This is a genomic window from Streptomyces sp. NPDC127100 (genome assembly GCF_042724095.1).
Taxonomy (GTDB): Bacteria; Actinomycetota; Actinomycetes; order Streptomycetales; family Streptomycetaceae; genus Streptomyces.
In genome coordinates this window covers 171,415-186,937 of the sequence record NZ_JBHXFL010000007.1, presented here as the reverse complement: position 1 = coordinate 186,937, position 15,523 = coordinate 171,415, and the positions used below count along the sequence as shown (strand labels likewise).

15 protein-coding genes are annotated in these 15,523 nt (G+C 74.2%); 9 read left to right on the top strand and 6 right to left on the bottom strand.

The features are described 5' to 3' along the window. Positions 1 to 106: 106 nt before the first annotated feature. Positions 107 to 520, bottom strand: a complete 414-nt coding sequence (locus ACFWJB_RS10955; RefSeq protein ID WP_385465939.1) for a roadblock/LC7 domain-containing protein — start codon at positions 518 to 520, stop codon at positions 107 to 109. A 106-nt stretch (positions 521 to 626) separates the two neighbouring features. Here ACFWJB_RS10955 and ACFWJB_RS10950 point away from each other — a divergent pair, with 106 nt between their 5' ends. Further along, entirely contained in the window at positions 627 to 1,055 is a 429-nt protein-coding gene (locus ACFWJB_RS10950; RefSeq protein WP_385465936.1) for a PPOX class F420-dependent oxidoreductase, read from the top strand. 68 nt (positions 1,056 to 1,123) lie between these two features. Here ACFWJB_RS10950 and ACFWJB_RS10945 read toward each other — a convergent pair whose 3' ends face one another. After that, positions 1,124 to 1,729: an ATP/GTP-binding protein gene (locus tag ACFWJB_RS10945; protein WP_385465933.1), complete on the bottom strand. Its 606-nt coding sequence runs from the start codon at positions 1,727 to 1,729 to the stop codon at positions 1,124 to 1,126. A gap of 314 nt (positions 1,730 to 2,043) precedes the next feature. Between ACFWJB_RS10945 and ACFWJB_RS10940 the strand changes: the two genes are divergently transcribed. Continuing rightward, positions 2,044 to 2,643, top strand: a complete 600-nt coding sequence (locus ACFWJB_RS10940; RefSeq protein ID WP_386921682.1) for a class I SAM-dependent methyltransferase — start codon at positions 2,044 to 2,046, stop codon at positions 2,641 to 2,643. Here ACFWJB_RS10940 and ACFWJB_RS10935 read toward each other — a convergent pair. Continuing rightward, on the bottom strand, positions 2,592 to 3,404 hold the full coding sequence (locus tag ACFWJB_RS10935; RefSeq protein WP_385465927.1) for an alpha/beta fold hydrolase: 813 nt from the start codon (positions 3,402 to 3,404) through the stop codon (positions 2,592 to 2,594). The genes ACFWJB_RS10940 and ACFWJB_RS10935 overlap by 52 nt on opposite strands. Before the next feature lie 161 nt (positions 3,405 to 3,565). On the opposite strand from ACFWJB_RS10935, the gene ACFWJB_RS10930 reads away from it, so the two are divergent. Beyond that, positions 3,566 to 4,090 carry a PadR family transcriptional regulator gene (locus tag ACFWJB_RS10930; protein WP_385465924.1) on the top strand — a complete coding sequence of 175 codons (525 nt, stop codon included), beginning with the start codon at positions 3,566 to 3,568 and terminating at the stop codon, positions 4,088 to 4,090. On the opposite strand, the gene ACFWJB_RS10925 is transcribed toward ACFWJB_RS10930, so the two are convergent. Then, positions 4,076 to 4,972, bottom strand: a complete 897-nt coding sequence (locus ACFWJB_RS10925) for an oxygenase MpaB family protein (protein ID WP_385465921.1) — start codon at positions 4,970 to 4,972, stop codon at positions 4,076 to 4,078. The genes ACFWJB_RS10930 and ACFWJB_RS10925 overlap by 15 nt on opposite strands. Before the next feature lie 97 nt (positions 4,973 to 5,069). On the opposite strand from ACFWJB_RS10925, the gene ACFWJB_RS10920 reads away from it, so the two are divergent. The 3 genes from ACFWJB_RS10920 (at position 5,070) to ACFWJB_RS10910 (ending at position 7,934) form a co-directional block, all read left to right on the top strand. Further along, a complete protein-coding gene (locus tag ACFWJB_RS10920) occupies positions 5,070 to 5,366 on the top strand; it encodes a hypothetical protein (protein ID WP_385465918.1) in 297 nt (98 codons plus the stop codon). 139 nt (positions 5,367 to 5,505) lie between these two features. Beyond that, positions 5,506 to 6,399, top strand: a complete 894-nt coding sequence (locus ACFWJB_RS10915) for a hypothetical protein (protein ID WP_385465915.1) — start codon at positions 5,506 to 5,508, stop codon at positions 6,397 to 6,399. 146 nt (positions 6,400 to 6,545) lie between these two features. Beyond that, a complete protein-coding gene (locus tag ACFWJB_RS10910; RefSeq protein WP_385465912.1) occupies positions 6,546 to 7,934 on the top strand; it encodes a tannase/feruloyl esterase family alpha/beta hydrolase in 1,389 nt (462 codons plus the stop codon). A gap of 4 nt (positions 7,935 to 7,938) precedes the next feature. On the opposite strand, the gene ACFWJB_RS10905 is transcribed toward ACFWJB_RS10910, so the two are convergent. Further along, positions 7,939 to 8,121 (bottom strand): hypothetical protein, encoded by a 183-nt coding sequence (locus ACFWJB_RS10905; RefSeq protein ID WP_385465909.1) that lies wholly within the window; start codon positions 8,119 to 8,121, stop codon positions 7,939 to 7,941. A 257-nt stretch (positions 8,122 to 8,378) separates the two neighbouring features. Between ACFWJB_RS10905 and ACFWJB_RS10900 the strand changes: the two genes are divergently transcribed. Both ACFWJB_RS10900 and ACFWJB_RS10895 read left to right on the top strand, forming a co-directional pair. Continuing rightward, a complete protein-coding gene (locus tag ACFWJB_RS10900) occupies positions 8,379 to 11,252 on the top strand; it encodes a DEAD/DEAH box helicase (RefSeq protein WP_386921709.1) in 2,874 nt (957 codons plus the stop codon). Further along, positions 11,249 to 12,538, top strand: coding sequence for an SWF or SNF family helicase (locus ACFWJB_RS10895; protein WP_385465906.1), 1,290 nt, complete (start codon positions 11,249 to 11,251; stop codon positions 12,536 to 12,538). Before ACFWJB_RS10900 ends, ACFWJB_RS10895 begins: the two co-directional genes overlap by 4 nt. Before the next feature lie 135 nt (positions 12,539 to 12,673). On the opposite strand, the gene xylA is transcribed toward ACFWJB_RS10895, so the two are convergent. Further along, entirely contained in the window at positions 12,674 to 13,837 is a 1,164-nt protein-coding gene (gene xylA / locus ACFWJB_RS10890) for a xylose isomerase (protein WP_385473556.1), read from the bottom strand. Positions 13,838 to 14,034: 197 nt separating this feature from the next. On the opposite strand from xylA, the gene xylB reads away from it, so the two are divergent. Continuing rightward, positions 14,035 to 15,480, top strand: a complete 1,446-nt coding sequence (gene xylB, locus ACFWJB_RS10885; protein ID WP_385473560.1) for a xylulokinase — start codon at positions 14,035 to 14,037, stop codon at positions 15,478 to 15,480. Positions 15,481 to 15,523 lie beyond the last annotated feature (43 nt).

Here is a 15,523-nt window from a genome sequence, read left to right as displayed (position 1 = left end):
CGCCGTCCCCGGCCGCCGGACTCAGAACCGTAGACGCTGCCGCGCACTCCGTGGGGAGCCTGTGGACAACTCCGCACGCACTCCAGCGGGCTGTGGAAAGACCTGGTCAGAGGTCTATGGGCGGATGCCGGTCAGGCTGTCGCGCGTCGACGTCGAGGTGTTCGCCGACCCGGTTGACGAGCAGCGTCATCTCGTAGGCGATCTGCCCGATGTCGGACTCCGCCCCGCTGAGCACGCACAGGCAGCTTCCGGAGCCCGCCGCCGTGACGAACAGCACCGCGTCGTCGAACTCGACCATCGTCTGCCGTACTCCGCCGGCCCCGAAGTGCCGGCCCGAGCCCTTGGCCAGGCTGTGCAGGCCGGACGAGACGGCGGCGAGGTGCTCGGCGTCCTCCCGCCGCAGTCCGGTGCTCGCTCCGGTCACCAGCCCGTCGTTGGACAGGACCAGCGCATGCCGTACGTGTTCCACCCGCTCGGTCAGGTCGTCCAGCAGCCAGCCGAGTCCCTGCTTCTGCCCCATGATCCGGTCTCCCCGTGTTTTCCCCGTATGCGTCGTCTCCCCCTGCCCGGGGGATCTGCCCGCAAGCCTTCCCCACACCCGTGCCGCGGGCAAGGAGGATGGGTGCATGGCACAGAAGATGACCGATGACGAGTGGCAGGCGTTCGCCTCCCACGGCACCCGCACGGCGAAGCTCTCCACCGTCCGCGCGGACGGCAGTCCGCATGTGGCGCCGGTCTGGTTCCTGCTGGACGGGGACGAGGTGGTGTTCAACACCGGCAGGGACACCGTGAAGGGACGCAATCTGACCCGGGACGGCCGGGTGGCGCTGTGTGTGGACGACGACCGGCCCCCCTTCGGCTTCGTGGTGCTCCAGGGCCGCGCGAGGATCTCGGAGGACCTCGGGGAACTCCGGCACTGGGCCACGCGGATCGCGGCACGGTACATGGGCGAGGAGCGCGCCGAGGAGTTCGGGGCCCGCAACGGCGTCCCGGGTGAGCTCCTGGTCCGCGTCACCGTCGACAAGGTCATGGCGCTGAAGGACGTGGCCGACTGAGTCCCCCTCCCCGGCGGGGGCAGTCGGCGGCGTCCGCGGGCCGGTCGCCGCCACGTGCGGAGGACCGGTCACCGCACGGAGTCGAGCAGCCGGGCGGCGTGCACCCGCCCGGCGTACTCGACCAGCCGGACCAGCACCTCCTTCCCCGAGTCGCGTTCCCGCGCGTCGCACGGCACCACGGGCGTCGCGGCGTCGAGGTCGAGGGCGCGCAGGACGTCGCCGTCGGCGTGGTGCCGAGCCCCCGGGAAGCGGTTGACGGCCACCACGAACGGGAGGTGCCGGTGTTCGAGGTAGTCCACCGCCGGGAAGCAGTCCTCCAGGCGACGGGTGTCCGCGAGGACGACCGCGCCGAGGGCGCCCCGCGCGAGTTCGTCCCACAGGAACCGGAAGCGGTCCCGGCCGGGGGTCCCGAAGAGGTGGAGGGAGAGCCCGGACCGGAGGGTGATGCGTCCGAAGTCCATGGCGACGGTCGTGGTGACCTTCCGTTCGTCGCCGCCGGTGTCGTCCGCTCGCCGGCCGGGCTCGCCGAGCGGTTCCTCCGTGCGCAGCGGTCCGATCTCGCTGACCGCGCCCACCAAGGTGGTCTTGCCCGCCCCGAAGCCTCCGGCGACGAGGATCTTCAACACCAGGGCGGTCGTGTCGCCGCCGGCGGCGTCGGGGTGCTCGGAGACCATCGATCACTTCTCTCGGGGGTGCGGGCGGTGACCGGCGGCCGTGGGTGCGTGCGGCGGCCTCGGTGTGCGCGGGCGGGCCGGGCGGGCGGCACGGGTGCGGGCCCTCGCGTACGGCAGGGCGGGTGTCCGTCGGCCGCGGGCGGCGGGGTCCAGGTGTCCCATGGCCCCGGGACGCTAGTCCTGCCGGGGGCGCACAACGGGGGCGCGTCCGAAAGCTGCCGGGATCTGACACGGAGAGGCGCTGGAACGATCGCGTCACGCTCGAACGTGTGCGCCGCGGCATCCCCGGTGCCGGTTGGGGGATCATGCGGAACATGAGCGACGACCACACGCACGTGCAGGAGTTCTTCGCGGCGCGCGCCGCCGGCTGGGACCGCCGGTTCCCCGACGACGGCCCCGCCTACGCGGCCGCCGTCGCCGAGCTGGGTCTGCGCGCGGGGGACCGGGTGCTCGACGCGGGCTGTGGCACCGGACGTGCCCTGCCGCCGCTGCGGGCGGCCGTGGGGCCGTCGGGAGTGGTGGTGGGAGCCGATCTGACCCCGGCCATGCTCGAGGCCGCCGTACGGGCCGGGAGGGACCGGGACGGGCGACTGCTGCTGGCCGACGTGGCCGCGCTGCCGCTGCGGTCCGGCTCGCTCGACGCCGTGTTCGCGGCGGGGCTGATCGCCCATCTGCCCGATCCGGCGGGCGACCTGGGGGAACTGGCGCGGGTCGTGCGTCCGGGCGGGGTGCTGGCGCTGTTCCACCCGATCGGCAGGGCGGCGCTGGTGGCCCGGCAGGGGCGGCGGATCACCCCGGACGACCTGCGGGCCGAGCCCAGCCTCCGGCCCCTGCTGGCGGGTTCCGGGTGGCGCATGACGTCCTACGCCGACGAGGACGCCCGGTTCCTCGCCCTGGCGGTCCGCGAGGGCTGACCTGCTCGGCCCCGGTCCGCGACGGCCGCCGCGAAGGCGTCGGGGTTGTCGAGCATCACGTTGTGTCCGGCGCCCGGCACGGTCACCACACGGACGCCCGCGGCCTCCAGGGCCCGCCGCCCGGGCAGCTCCCCGCTCAACTCGCCCTGCAGGTACACACGGTCGATGTCCAGTCCCTCGAGCAGGGTGCGCATCACGGGGTCCGATCCGCGTCGCAGGCCGACGGCGGAGCGGTGCAGGGCGCGCGGGTCGGCCAGCCTCATCGTCGCCGCCCACTGGGGGCCGACGCGCTCCAGCACGCGCGCGTGGGCGCCGTTCACGAAGTCGTCCTCGTCGTGGGCGGCGATGCCGCTGCTGCCGGCGCCCGGCGGCGGGCAGGCGTCGAGGTTGGCCTCCGTGAGGACGAGGCGGGAGACCAGTTCCGGCCGCCGGTGCGCCAGGACGACGGCGACGGCTCCGCCCATGCTGTGCGCGACGAGTTCGGCGCCGGCCGCACCGGCTGCGTCCAGCGCCGTGGCAAGCGCTCCGGCGTGGTCGTCGAGGGTGTACCCGAAGTCCTGCGGCCGGTCGCTGATGCCGTGGCCGGGCAGGTCGACGAAGAGGCTGCGCCGGCCGGCGAGTTCGGGGCGCGCCGCGATGTGCGCGTGGTAGACGGCCGACATCGACCCGAGCCCGTGCACGTACACCCGCGCCGGATCCGTCCCCGGTGTCTCCGTCCAGCGGATGCGGCTTCCCCTGCCGTCGAACTCGGTCTCTCTCATCCCGTCTCCCCTTCGTCCGGCGTTCCCCGGCGTTCCCGCCTACCGAGGGACAATACATCGTTACCGATGTATGCGTCAGTCGAGGTATCCGCGAGTGGGGGTACGCGTGGGCCGAGGCAGGAGTCGGCCGATGTACAGCGGACGTGCGCGAGAATGCGGACATGCTCGAGCTCGCCATCCTCGGTTTCCTCCGCGACTCCCCGCTGCACGGCTACGAGCTGCGCAAGCGCATCAGCGCACTGACCGGGCACGTGCGCCCCGTCGCCGAGAGCACGCTCTATCCGGCGATCAAGCGGCTGGAGAAGGCGGGGCTGCTCGCGCGCACCACGCAGCCCGGCTCGGTCGCCGCCCCACGGCACGTCCTGACGCTCACCGAGGAGGGCGGACGTGAACTGCGCCGCCGGCTCGCCGACCCCGAGCGGCGGGACATCACCGACGAGAACCGCTGGTTCACGGTGCTCGCCTTCCTCAGGCACCTGGACGACGCCGCCGCCCAGGCGGCCGTCCTGCGCCGCAGGCTGGCCTTCCTGGAGGAGCCTGCCAGCTTCTTCTACGACGGCGACCGGCCGCTGCGCGCGGAGGAGCTGGACGATCCGTTCCGGCGCGGCGTGCTGACCATCGCGCGGGCGACCTCGCGTGCCGAACTCGCCTGGCTGCGGGAGACGCTCGGCTCACTCGACGGCTGACGTGCCGATGTGGTGTACGGGGCAACCCGCCACACCGGGGACCGGGCGCGTGCCCAGGTCCGCCAGCCGGTAGCCGTCGGGGTAGCCCTTGACCTCCCGGTTCTGCCGGGCGTGGTGCGGTGTGCGCCGCGGTGGCATCAGGCGGACCGCGCGCCCCCGCAGCCGTAGCGCACGGCGCACGGCCGCACGGGCGGCGGGGCCCGGCGGGGCGTAGCGGAAGGCCCGCAGGAGGGGCTCGTCGAGCAGGGCCAGCGTGCCGGTTCGCAGCAGGGGCGCGAGGGGGCGCGGGTACCAGGAGGCCATGAGGTCGAGCGTGGCGTCGGAGACGCGGCGCGCGCCCTCGTCCCACGCGAAGTGCGCCTGCTCGTAGGCGTCGAGGCAGGCCTCGAACTCCTCGTAGGACTCCGGGATGTCCTTGATGCCCATGTACCGCCCGAGGGTGCGGTAGTGGACGGCGCAGGCGACGGTCTCGTGGCCGGACATCCGGCGCCATCCGTAGGCGTCGATCCAGCGCTTGGGCATCACGACGAAGGTGCACAGGACGTATCGCATGTCGTCGTCACTGATGTCGTAACTGCGGTGCATCCGGTTGATGCGGCGGATCGCCGTGCGCCCCTCCTCGCCGGTGAAGCCGTGCTCGACGACGGCGTCGAGGAGCAGCACGGTGTCGTCGTACCGCTTCTGGGGACGGTCCGTGAGCTCCGCCGTCTCCGCCAGCAGCCGGCCGATGCTCGGCACGGCGTAGGTGCGGTACAGGGCGAGTTCCAGCGCGCGGGTGTAGTCCCACGGGAACTCGTAGGCGGAGGACAGCCGATAAATAACCGATGCGTCCCGGTACGGGTCCATCCGCCGGATCTCCTCGAGCCGTTCGAAGCGCTTCACCGTGGGTGTCCCCTTCTGCCGTCGAGACTTCAACTCTACTTTGAGTAGCGGGAGATGCACGATCAGCCATGACGTCTGCAGGGGGAGGGCGGTCAGCATGTTCGACAGGATCCGCAAGGCACGGGGCGGACGGGGCGGCACCCGGCGCACGGAGGGGGGAGCGGAGCGGGACACACGCTCGCACAATCTCTTCGAGGCCGCCGCCGCGTACGTCTCGGCATGCGCTGACGACGACCGGGAGGGCATCGACGAGGCTGCGGGCTGGGTGTCGCCGGAGGCCCTTTCCTTCGGGGTGAACGAGCTGGCGTGCCGGGCGGTCGTCGCGCTCGCACGGGAACGCGGCACGTCGCCGCGGGAGGTGGCACGTGCGCTGCTCGGGCTTCCGACGGGGTGACCCGCACGGCCCTCCGAGGTGGTCGATTCGCCCCCGTCCAGCCGGAAAACTGCAGCTCGGCCGGGTCCGGGGCTCGTGACAAGGGCCTCCTGGTCGCACTAGGGTGCGCGCCGTTGGACGAACCGATGGGGAGGCTGGGATGGCAGGGACGGAAGAGGACACCGTCGCCGCCGCGGACGATGCGCTCTACGTGCTCACGGCGGTGCTGCTGACACCGGCGAAGTTCCCGAGTGTGCTGGGCGACGACTATCCGGAGGCGTGCGCCGCGCTCGGTCTCCCCCCGCTGGCCGAGGGCTACGGCCTGGTGCTCGGTCAGGACGGGGACGGCGCCCGGTGGACCGTCGTCATCGACGACGTCTCGCTGGTCGCCGTCGCCGTGGCCTCCTGGGACTGCGGGATGGAGTACGACCTGTCGCCGGACGAGCGCACGGTCGTCACCGCCCTGCCCGGCTGGCCCCTCGCCGTCGCCGTGGCGGCCCCGGACGTGCCCGCGCCGCACGACCCCGGCCCCGAGTCCGCCGACCGGCCCCCGCTGGCGCCGCCGGACACCTCGGTGTGGGGGCCCGCCCAGCGGCGTCTGGGGGCCGACGAGATCGCGCTCCAGTGGACGCAGTGGCGGGAACAGGTCGACGACGCCGACTTCCCGGCGCCGGCCGGTGAGTCCGGCCCGGAGGACGACGCGAAACGGGAAGGCGGGACGGGCTCCGCGGACGCGGACGCCTCCCCGGTGGCCGCCAGCGCGACCGCCGCGGCCGGGGTCCCTGGACACGGTGGTGTCCGGAGGGTGCTCGCGGAAGCCCGCGCCTACGTCGACACGCCACCGCCGCTCGGCCGGGTCCGGTCGTCGTTCGCGCCCGGCGACGCGCGGACCCTGCGCGCCGACGGCCCCGGCTGGTCCCTGGTGGCCAGAACCGACGACATCGCCTTCGTACTGCTCGACGACGAACCCGGCGAGGTGCTGCCGGTGGGCCGGGGGACCGAGCTGCCGGGCCTTCTGGACGCCCTCGACAAGATGGCCGTCCGGCCCAGCTGACCCGGGGGCCGACGTCCCCGCTGTATTCAACCTCTATGCGCAGCTCTCCTTCCATGTGGCTCCAACCCATGGAGGAGGGTGGGGTGGGCCATCACGATGGGGCGGCCATCGGCTTCACTCCCCCGTCGCGCCCCTGGAGGTCTTCCATGCGTCTGTCCCGTTCCGTCCCGTTGCTCGCCGCCGCGATGACGGCGGCGGCGCTCACCGGGCCGTCGCCCGCCACCGCCGCCGAGGGCGGCGGGCACTGCGGCCGCCAGGAGCGCGTGCGGGTGCCGGGCGCCGCCCTGGAGCGAAGCGCCTGCCTGGCCGACCTGACGACCACCGGACTGGCCGGCACCGTGTACACGGACATGGCCGACCAGGCCGGCCTGACGGCCGCGGGTACCCGCACGCCGTCCGGGGTCCCGGGCATCCAGATCGACGGCTACTTCCCGGACTCCTCCCGCTTCAACACCACGCACGGCTGGCAGCACGACGCCCAGTTCGTGATCCGGCTGCCCGACCACTGGAACGGCGGCCTCGTCGTGACGGGCGCGCCGGGCACCCGCAAGCAGTACGCGACGGACACGGCGATCTCCGACCGGGCCCTCGCCCAGGGATACGCCTACGCGGCGACCGACAAGGGCAACAGCGGGCCGGACTTCTACCGGGACGGCAAGCGGCCCGGGGACGCGGTCGCCGAGTGGAACACCCGGACCACCCAGCTCACCCGGGCCGCACGGCGCGTGGTGGCGCAGCGCTACGGACACGCGCCGCGCCGCACGTACATCGCCGGCATCTCCAACGGCGGCTACCTCACCCGCTGGCAGCTGGAGAACCACCCGGAGCTGTACGACGGCGGCGTGGACTGGGAGGGCGCGCTGTGGACGGCGGACGGCCCCAGCCTGCTCACGTCGCTGCCCACGGCGGTGGCCCACAGCCTCGGCGCGGCACGGGACGAGGACATGTACGCGGCGGGGTTCGCCCGCGGCTCCGAGTTCCTGTGGCCGTACCACGAGAAGGCCTACTGGGGGCTGACCCAGAAGGTCTACCGCGCCGAGTTCGACCCGGCCTACGATCCCGCCTGCCCCGGCCCGTCCGCCGGATCCTCGCTGGAGGAGATCCTGGCGCCGTGCTCCTCCGACGCGGCCTACGACTACGCGGCACGTCCCGCGTCCGTCCACCGCGCCGTGGCCCGGGTGGCCCTGACGGGGCGCATCGGGAAGCCGATGATCACCCTGCACGGCGACCTCGACGCGCTGCTGCCCCGAACGGCCGACTCCGACGTGTACGCGCGCATGATCGACGCGAGCGGACGGGGCCGGCTGCACCGTTACTACACGGTCGAGGGCGGCACTCACGTCGACGGGCTCCACGACACCCATCCGACGAGGCTGCGCCCGATCCTGCCCTGCTTCCGGTCCGCGTTCGACGCTCTGACCGGATGGGTGGAGCGGGGCGCCACGCCGCCCGCCGACCACGCGATCGGCAGGCCGGCGGACGGCGACGTGGTCAACTCCTGCGCCCTGGCCGAGCGCACCTCGGCGCGGCGTTAGCGGGTCAGCGACCGAGCTCCTTGCGCGTGGCGCGGCGCAGCCTGCGCCGCTGCGAGGGGTCCAGCGTGAGGTACGCGGCGGCTGGGACTCCGAGGACGATCAGCAGGGCGGCCCACCAGGGCAGCCAGATGAGCAGGACGAGTCCGGCCGCCACACCCCCCGCGGCGATCTTGGCGTTCTTCGACATGATGCGCCTCCACTTCGCGGCCACTGCCGCTCTCTGTCCTGGGAACGGGCCCGCGCTTCCCGCAGTTCCGCACCCCGCCCCTGAGAGAACCCCGAGATCCGACCCCGGCACGACCCCGAGACGCCGCGGGTGACGGTGCCCGGAGCACCCTCGGCCGGACAGTGACCCATCGCACAACATTGCCGCACCTCACGATGTCCCCATTCCTGTAAAATCGGCGACCGCATCCCGCACTAGTCAAATTTGAGGACTTCGCCATCGCTGCGCAGACGACCCTTCCGGCAACCGCCCTCCCCCTGCTTGAACTCGCCCGGTGCCGCGCCGTGTTCCTGCCCGGCGATCCCGCCCGTGCCGGCGCGGTCGCCTTCTGGCGCCCCGTCGGCGAGGACCCGCCGCCGGTCCCGTCGGCGTCGGCCGTGGACCTGACGGTCGCGGTCCCGGACGGCGACGGAGTGGAGCCGGCCCGCGTACCGGCCGTCCTGCTGCCGGTTCGGGAGGCGCTGCCGGTCCTCACGCGCGCGCGTGCCCACCCGGACGGGCACCGGGCGGCGGTGTTCTGGGGCGCCGTCGCACTGGAGGCCCTGCACCTGGTGGCGCGGGGGCTGCTGCTGCCCGGCCTGTCGGGAACCGACCACGACACATGGCGTGCGGGGCCGCTGGACGCACGGGAGACCGAGCGGATCCGCCACCTCGCGGCCGCCATGCCCCCCGAGGCGCACGCGGTACCGGTGGACGGCACCGGACCGCTGCGGCTCCCCGACCCGGAACGGCTGGTGCGCGCCTTCCTGGACGCCGTCGCCGACGCCCTGCCCCGCTCCCCCGCCGCCGCGCTGGTCACGGGCGGGCCCGCATACGCGGCGGTGGAGCCCCGGAGACTGCCCGAGCTGCGCGGCTGGGCCGCCGACGTCGCCGCGGGGCACGACATGGGCCTACGCCTGTCGCTACGCGTCGAGGTACGGGACCTGCCGGCCGCCTCCGAGGACACGTCGCCGCTGTTCCGGGCCGTGCCGCAGGTGCACAGCGTGAGCGACCCCGCGCTCGTCGCGGATGCCGCCGAGGTGTGGTCGAACGCCGTGGGCGACGCGTTCGGCACGCGCGCGCGGACGGACACCCTGCTCGCGCTGCGCCGTGCGGCACGGGCCTGGCCGCCGCTCGCCCCGCTGCTGTCGGCCGCCGTGCCGGAGGCCGTCGAACTGGCCGACGAGGAGGTCACCGAGCTCCTCGGGGCGGGCGCCCGCGCCCTGTCCGGCGCCGGCGTCGACGTGCACTGGCCACGGGAACTGTCCCGCGACCTGACCACCCGGGTGGAGGTGGGGCCGTCCGACGGCGAACCGGTGCCGGGCGGCGCGTCCGGGGACGGCGGGCCGTCGTTCCTGTCCGCCGACGCGCTGCTCGCCTTCGACTGGTGGTTCGCCCTGGGCGACGAGCGGCTCACGCGCGAGGAGCTCGACCGGCTCGCCGAGGCCGGACGGCCCGTGGTGCGGCTGCGCGACCGGTGGGTCCTCGTGGACCCCGAGGAGGTCCGCCGGGCCCGCACGCGACAGGACCGCAAGGTCACGCCCGTCGACGCGCTCGCCGCGGCCCTGACGGGCTCCACGGAGGTCGACGGACGCCGCGTCGAGGTGCGGCCCACCGGATGGCTCGCGGCCCTGCGGGAGCGGATCGCCGATCCCGAGGGACAGGACGCCGTCGCCCAGCCGGCCGCCCTCGCCGCCACCCTGCGCGACTACCAGCGGCGGGGCCTGAACTGGCTGGCCCGCATGACGTCCCTGGGCCTGGGCTGCTGCCTCGCCGACGACATGGGCCTGGGCAAGACGATCACGCTGATCGCTCTGCACCTGCACCGGCAGACCGACGCCTCGGCCGCCGGTCCCACCCTGGTCGTCTGCCCGACGTCCCTCATGGGCAACTGGCAGCGCGAGATCGAGCGTTTCGCGCCCGGCACGCCCGTGCGGCGCTTCCACGGCCCCCGGCGCGACCTCGCGGACCTGGCCGACGGCGAGTTCGTGCTCACCACCTACGGCACCATGCGTCTGGACGCGGAACGGCTGGCCGCGGCGGAGTGGGGCATGGTCGTGGCGGACGAGGCCCAGCACGTGAAGAACCCCTACTCGGACACCGCGCGGCAGCTGCGTTCCATCGGCGCACGCGCGCGCGTGGCGCTCACGGGCACGCCGGTGGAGAACAACCTCTCGGAGCTGTGGGCCGTCCTGGACTGGGCCACCCCGGGGCTGCTGGGCCGGCTCGGCACCTTCCGCAGGCGTTACGCGGAGGCCGTCGAGAGCGGCCAGGACCCGGCCGCGGCGGAGCGGCTGGCCCGGCTCGTGCGCCCCTTCCTGCTCCGGCGCCGCAAGTCGGACCCGGGCATCGCGCCCGAACTGCCTCCGAAGACCGAGACGGACCATCCCGTGTCGCTGACCGCGGAGCAGACGGGCCTGTACGAGGCGGTGGTGCGCGAGGCGCTGGCGGAGATCGCCGGGGCCGACAGCATGGCGCGGCGGGGACTGATCGTGAAACTGCTGACGAGTCTGAAGCAGATCTGCAACCACCCGGCGCAGTACCTCAAGGAGGAGCGCCCCGGCGGGCCGGTGGTCGCGGGCCGCTCCGGGAAGCTGGAGCTCCTGGACGAGCTGCTCGACACGATCCTCGCCGAGGAGGCGAGTGTGCTCGTGTTCACCCAGTACGTGCGGATGGCGCGGTTGCTCGAGCAGCATCTGGCGGCCCGCGGCGTGCCGGCGCTCCTCCTGCACGGCGGTACGTCCGTCGCCGGACGGGAGTCGCTGGTACGGCGGTTCCAGGACGGCGAGGCCCCCGTCTTCCTGCTGTCCCTGAAGGCCGCGGGCACCGGACTGAACCTCACGCGCGCGGAGCACGTCGTGCACTACGACCGCTGGTGGAATCCGGCCGTCGAGGCCCAGGCCACCGACCGTGCCCACCGCATCGGCCAGACCCGGCCGGTGCAGGTGCACCGGCTGATCGCCGAGGGAACCGTGGAGGACCGCATCGCGGCCCTGCTGAGCCGCAAGAGCGCGCTGGCCGACGCCGTGCTCGGTGCGGGCGAGGCGGCGCTCACGGAGCTGACGGACGCCGAACTGTCCGATCTGGTCGACCTGCGAGGGGGTGTCCGATGACCCGGCACGACGGTGACGGCGCGTTCGAGGGCGGGAACGGCGACGAGGAGCGGACCTTCGCCCCGCTGCCCCCCGCGCACGGCAGGGGGTTCGCGCAGACCTGGTGGGGACAGGCCTGGCTGAAGGCCCTGGAGGACGCGGCCCTGGACGGGTCGCAGGTGAAGGCGGGGCGACGTCTCGCGCGCGCGGGCGCGGTGGGAGCGGTCTCGGTGCGGCCGGGCCGCATCACGGCGGTGGTCCAGGACCGGGACCGTACGGCACACCGCGCCGACGTCCTGCTGGAGGAGCTGTCACCCGAGCAGTGGGATCGCTTTGTCGACATGACGGTCGAGCGGTCCGGGCATGTCGCGGCGTTGCTGGACGGGGAGATGCCCCCGCATCTCGTCGAGGACGCGGCGTCGGCCGGCATCGACCTGCTGCCGGGACTGGGTGACCTGGAACCGGAGTGCGACTGCGGTGCCTGGGACCACTGCGGGCACACCGCGGCGCTCTGCTACCAGGTGGCGCGGCTGCTGGACCAGGATCCCCTCGTCCTGCTGCTGATGCGCGGGCGCGGCGAGAGCGCCGTGCTGTCCGCCCTGCAGGCGCACGACGGCACGCCCGCCGAAGCGCCGACCGCGCGGCCGGAGGGAGTGGACGCCGCCGAGGCGTACGCGGCCGGACAGATACTGCCCCCGCTGCCACCGCCGCCCCTTCTGCCGGACGGACCGGGAGAGCCGCCCGCCCTGGACACCGAGACGGCGTCCCCGTCCGGCGTCGACCCGGCGGCGCTGGTCTTCCTGGCCTCCCGTACCGCGGCGGAGGCGCACCGTCTGCTCGGCGACGCCCTGCGCCCCGGGCACGACCGGCAGCCGGCCTGCCCGGAGCCGACGGCCGCGCAGGACGCGGTCCGGCTCGCCGCGGGCGACCCCGGGGCGGCCGTGCGGGACCGTCTCGGCGACGGCTCGGGGCGCGGCCCCGAGGCGCTGGCCGCCGCCGTGCGCGCGTGGCGGCTGGGGGGCGGGGCGGCGCTGTCGGTGCTCGAGGAGGAGTGGACGGTGCGGGGCGACGCGCTGGCACGCGCGCGTGCGGCACTGGACTCGGCGTGGGACGGGGAGGAACGGCCGGCCCTGCGGGCGCGGGCGAACCGGTGGACCGCCGTCGGTTCTCCGCACCAGCTCCGCCTGGACCGCGCCGGCCGCTGGTGGCCGTTCCGCGAGGAAGGCGGCCGCTGGGTTCCGGTGGGCGGTCCGGCGCAGGACCCTGCGACGGCCCTGGCCTCGGCGGCGGCCGGGGACGAGCCGTGACGCCGTGACCACCAGCGGCGGCAGGGGCGTCGGATCCGGCACCCGCGCGTCGGGGGGCGGGTGCCCCACGACGGCCGCTCCGGCCTCGTCCGGTGGAGACGGACGAGGCCGGAGCGGTCCCTTCGGGCGGAGCACTCAGCGGGCGCCGAGGAGGTGGTCCATGGCGAGCTGGTCGAGGTGCTCGAAGGCCATGCCGCGGGCGGCGGCGGCGTCGACGTCGAACGTGTCGAAGGCCGTGGTGTCCCCGAGGAGGCCCTTGAGCCCGTCGGGGGCGGTCGGCTGGGCGAGTTCGTCCAGGCGGGCCGCGGCGAGCGCCTCCTGCACGGCGGGATCGGCGCGGAAGGCGGCGGCCCGGTCCTTGAGGATGAGGTAGTTGCGCATGCACCCGGCCGCCGACGCCCACACACCGTCGAAGTCCTCGGTCCGCGGCGGCTTGAAGTCGAAGTGCCGCGGTCCCGCGTACCCGGCGCGCTCCAGCAGGTCGACGAGCCAGAACGCGGCGCGCAGGTCACCGGCGCCGAAGCGGAGGTCCTGGTCGTACTTGATGCCGGACTGGCCGTTGAGGTCGATGTGGAACAGCTTGCCCGCCCAGAGGGCCTGCGCGATGCCGTGCGGGAAGTTCAGTCCGGCCATCTGCTCGTGGCCGACCTCGGGGTTCACGCCGTACAGCTCGGGGCGCTCCAGCCGCTCGATGAACGCGAGCGCGTGACCGACGGTGGGCAGCAGGATGTCGCCGCGCGGCTCGTTCGGCTTCGGCTCGATGGCGAACCTGATGTCGTAACCCTGACCGGTGACGTACTCACCCAGCAGGTCGAAGGCCTCCTTCATGCGGTCGAGCGCGTCCCGCACGTCCTTGGCGGCCCCGGACTCGGCGCCCTCGCGGCCGCCCCAGGCCACGTACACCGACGCGCCCAGCTCCACCGCGAGGTCGATGTTGCGGATCGTCTTGCGCAGCGCGTAGCGGCGCACGTCGCGGTCGTTCGCCGTGAAGGCGCCGTCCTTGAACACCGGGTGCGTGAACAGGTTCGTCGTCGCCATCGGCACCTTCATGCCGGTCGCGTCCAGCGCCTGGCGGAACCGCTTGACCGTGGCCTGCCGCTCCGTGTCGCTCGAGCCGAACGGGATCAGGTCGTCGTCGTGGAACGTGACCCCGTACGCGCCCAGCTCGGCCAGCCGCTGCACCGACTCGACCGGGTCGAGGGCCGGACGGGTGGCGTCACCGAACGGGTCCCGGCCCTGCCAGCCGACCGTCCACAGACCGAAGGTGAACTTGTCCTCGGGAGTGGGCTGGTAGTTCATTCCACGGCTCCTTGCTCGCTGGCGACTATTTCGTCATGGCGGTTTACAAATTAGTATGCACACGCGGTCCGGGGAAGGGAACCAGGTGCCCCCTACGGATCGTGTCCGGGTCCCCGCGACCCGGTCCCGCCACAGAACCCCAGCTCAGGCCGCCCTGAGCCAACAGAGCCGCAAGCCCCGGAAGAGGGAGTAGCCCGATGTCAGCAGCCGAGGGTCCGCTCGTCGTCGGCGTGGACACGTCCACCCAGTCCACGAAGGCGCTGGTCGTCGACGCGGCCACCGGCCGGGTCGTCGCGAGCGGCCAGGCACCCCACACGGTGTCGTCCGGGGCCGGCCGCGAGAGCGACCCGCGGCAGTGGTGGGACGCCCTGCGCACGGCCCTGGACCAGTGCGGCGACGCGGCCCGCGAGGCCGCCGCCGTCTCGATCGGGGGCCAGCAGCACGGACTCGTCACGCTCGACGCCGACGGCGAACCGGTGCGCCCGGCCCTGCTGTGGAACGACGTGCGCTCGGCGCCGCAGGCCCGCCGGCTGATCGAGGAGCTGGGCGGCGCCAAGGCCTGGGCGGAGCGCACCGGCAGCGTGCCCAGCGCCTCCTTCACCGTCACCAAGTGGGCCTGGCTGGCCGAGAACGAGCCGGAGGCCGTCCGCGCCGTCAAGGCCGTGCGCCTCCCCCACGACTACCTCACCGAGCGGCTCACCGGCGAGGGGACCACCGACCGCGGTGACGCCTCCGGCACCGGCTGGTGGGCGTCCGGGACCGAGTCGTACGACGAGGAGACCCTCGCGCACGTGGGGCTCGATCCGGCGCTGCTGCCCCGGCCGGTCGGGCCCGGTGAGGTCGCCGGCACCGTGCGCGACAGCCACGACCTGCCGTTCAGCAAGGGCACCCTGGTCGCCGCGGGCACCGGCGACAACGCGGCCGCCGCGCTCGGCCTCGGGGTGCGCCCCGGAGTGCCGGTGATGAGCCTCGGCACCTCCGGCACGGTGTACGCCGTGTCGCGGCGGCGGCCGGCCGACCCGACCGGCACCGTGGCGGGCTTCGCCGACGCCCGCGGCGACTGGCTGCCGCTGGCCTGCACCCTGAACTGCACGCTCGCCGTCGACCGCGTGGCGGCCCTGCTGGGCGTGGACCGGGAGGCCGTCGAACGCGGCACGGACGTCACGCTCCTGCCCTACCTGGACGGCGAGCGCACCCCGAACCTGCCGCACTCCTCCGGCCTGCTGTACGGACTGCGCCACGACACGACCGCCGGGCAGCTGCTCCAGGCCGCGTACGACGGCGCCGTCCACTCGCTGCTCGGCGCGCTCGACCTGGTCCTCGACGCGGACGCGGACCCCTCCTCGCCGCTGCTGCTGATCGGCGGCGGTGCGCGCGGAACGGCGTGGCAGCAGACCGTGCGGCGCCTCTCCGGGCGTCCCGTCCAGATCCCCGAGGCCAGGGAGCTGGTGGCGCTCGGAGCCGCGGCCCAGGCGGCCGGCCTGCTCACCGGCGAGGATCCGGCGGCCGTCGCCCGGCGCTGGGACACGGCGGCCGGGCCGGTGCTCGATGCCGTGGAACGGGACGAGGCGACGCTGGCCCGGATCGCCGGGGTAGTCTCCGACGCGGCGCCGCTCCTGGGGCGGGACGGGGGCACCCGCTGACGACGTGCCCGCGCGGGCGGCGGCGCCACCGCCGGACACGGTC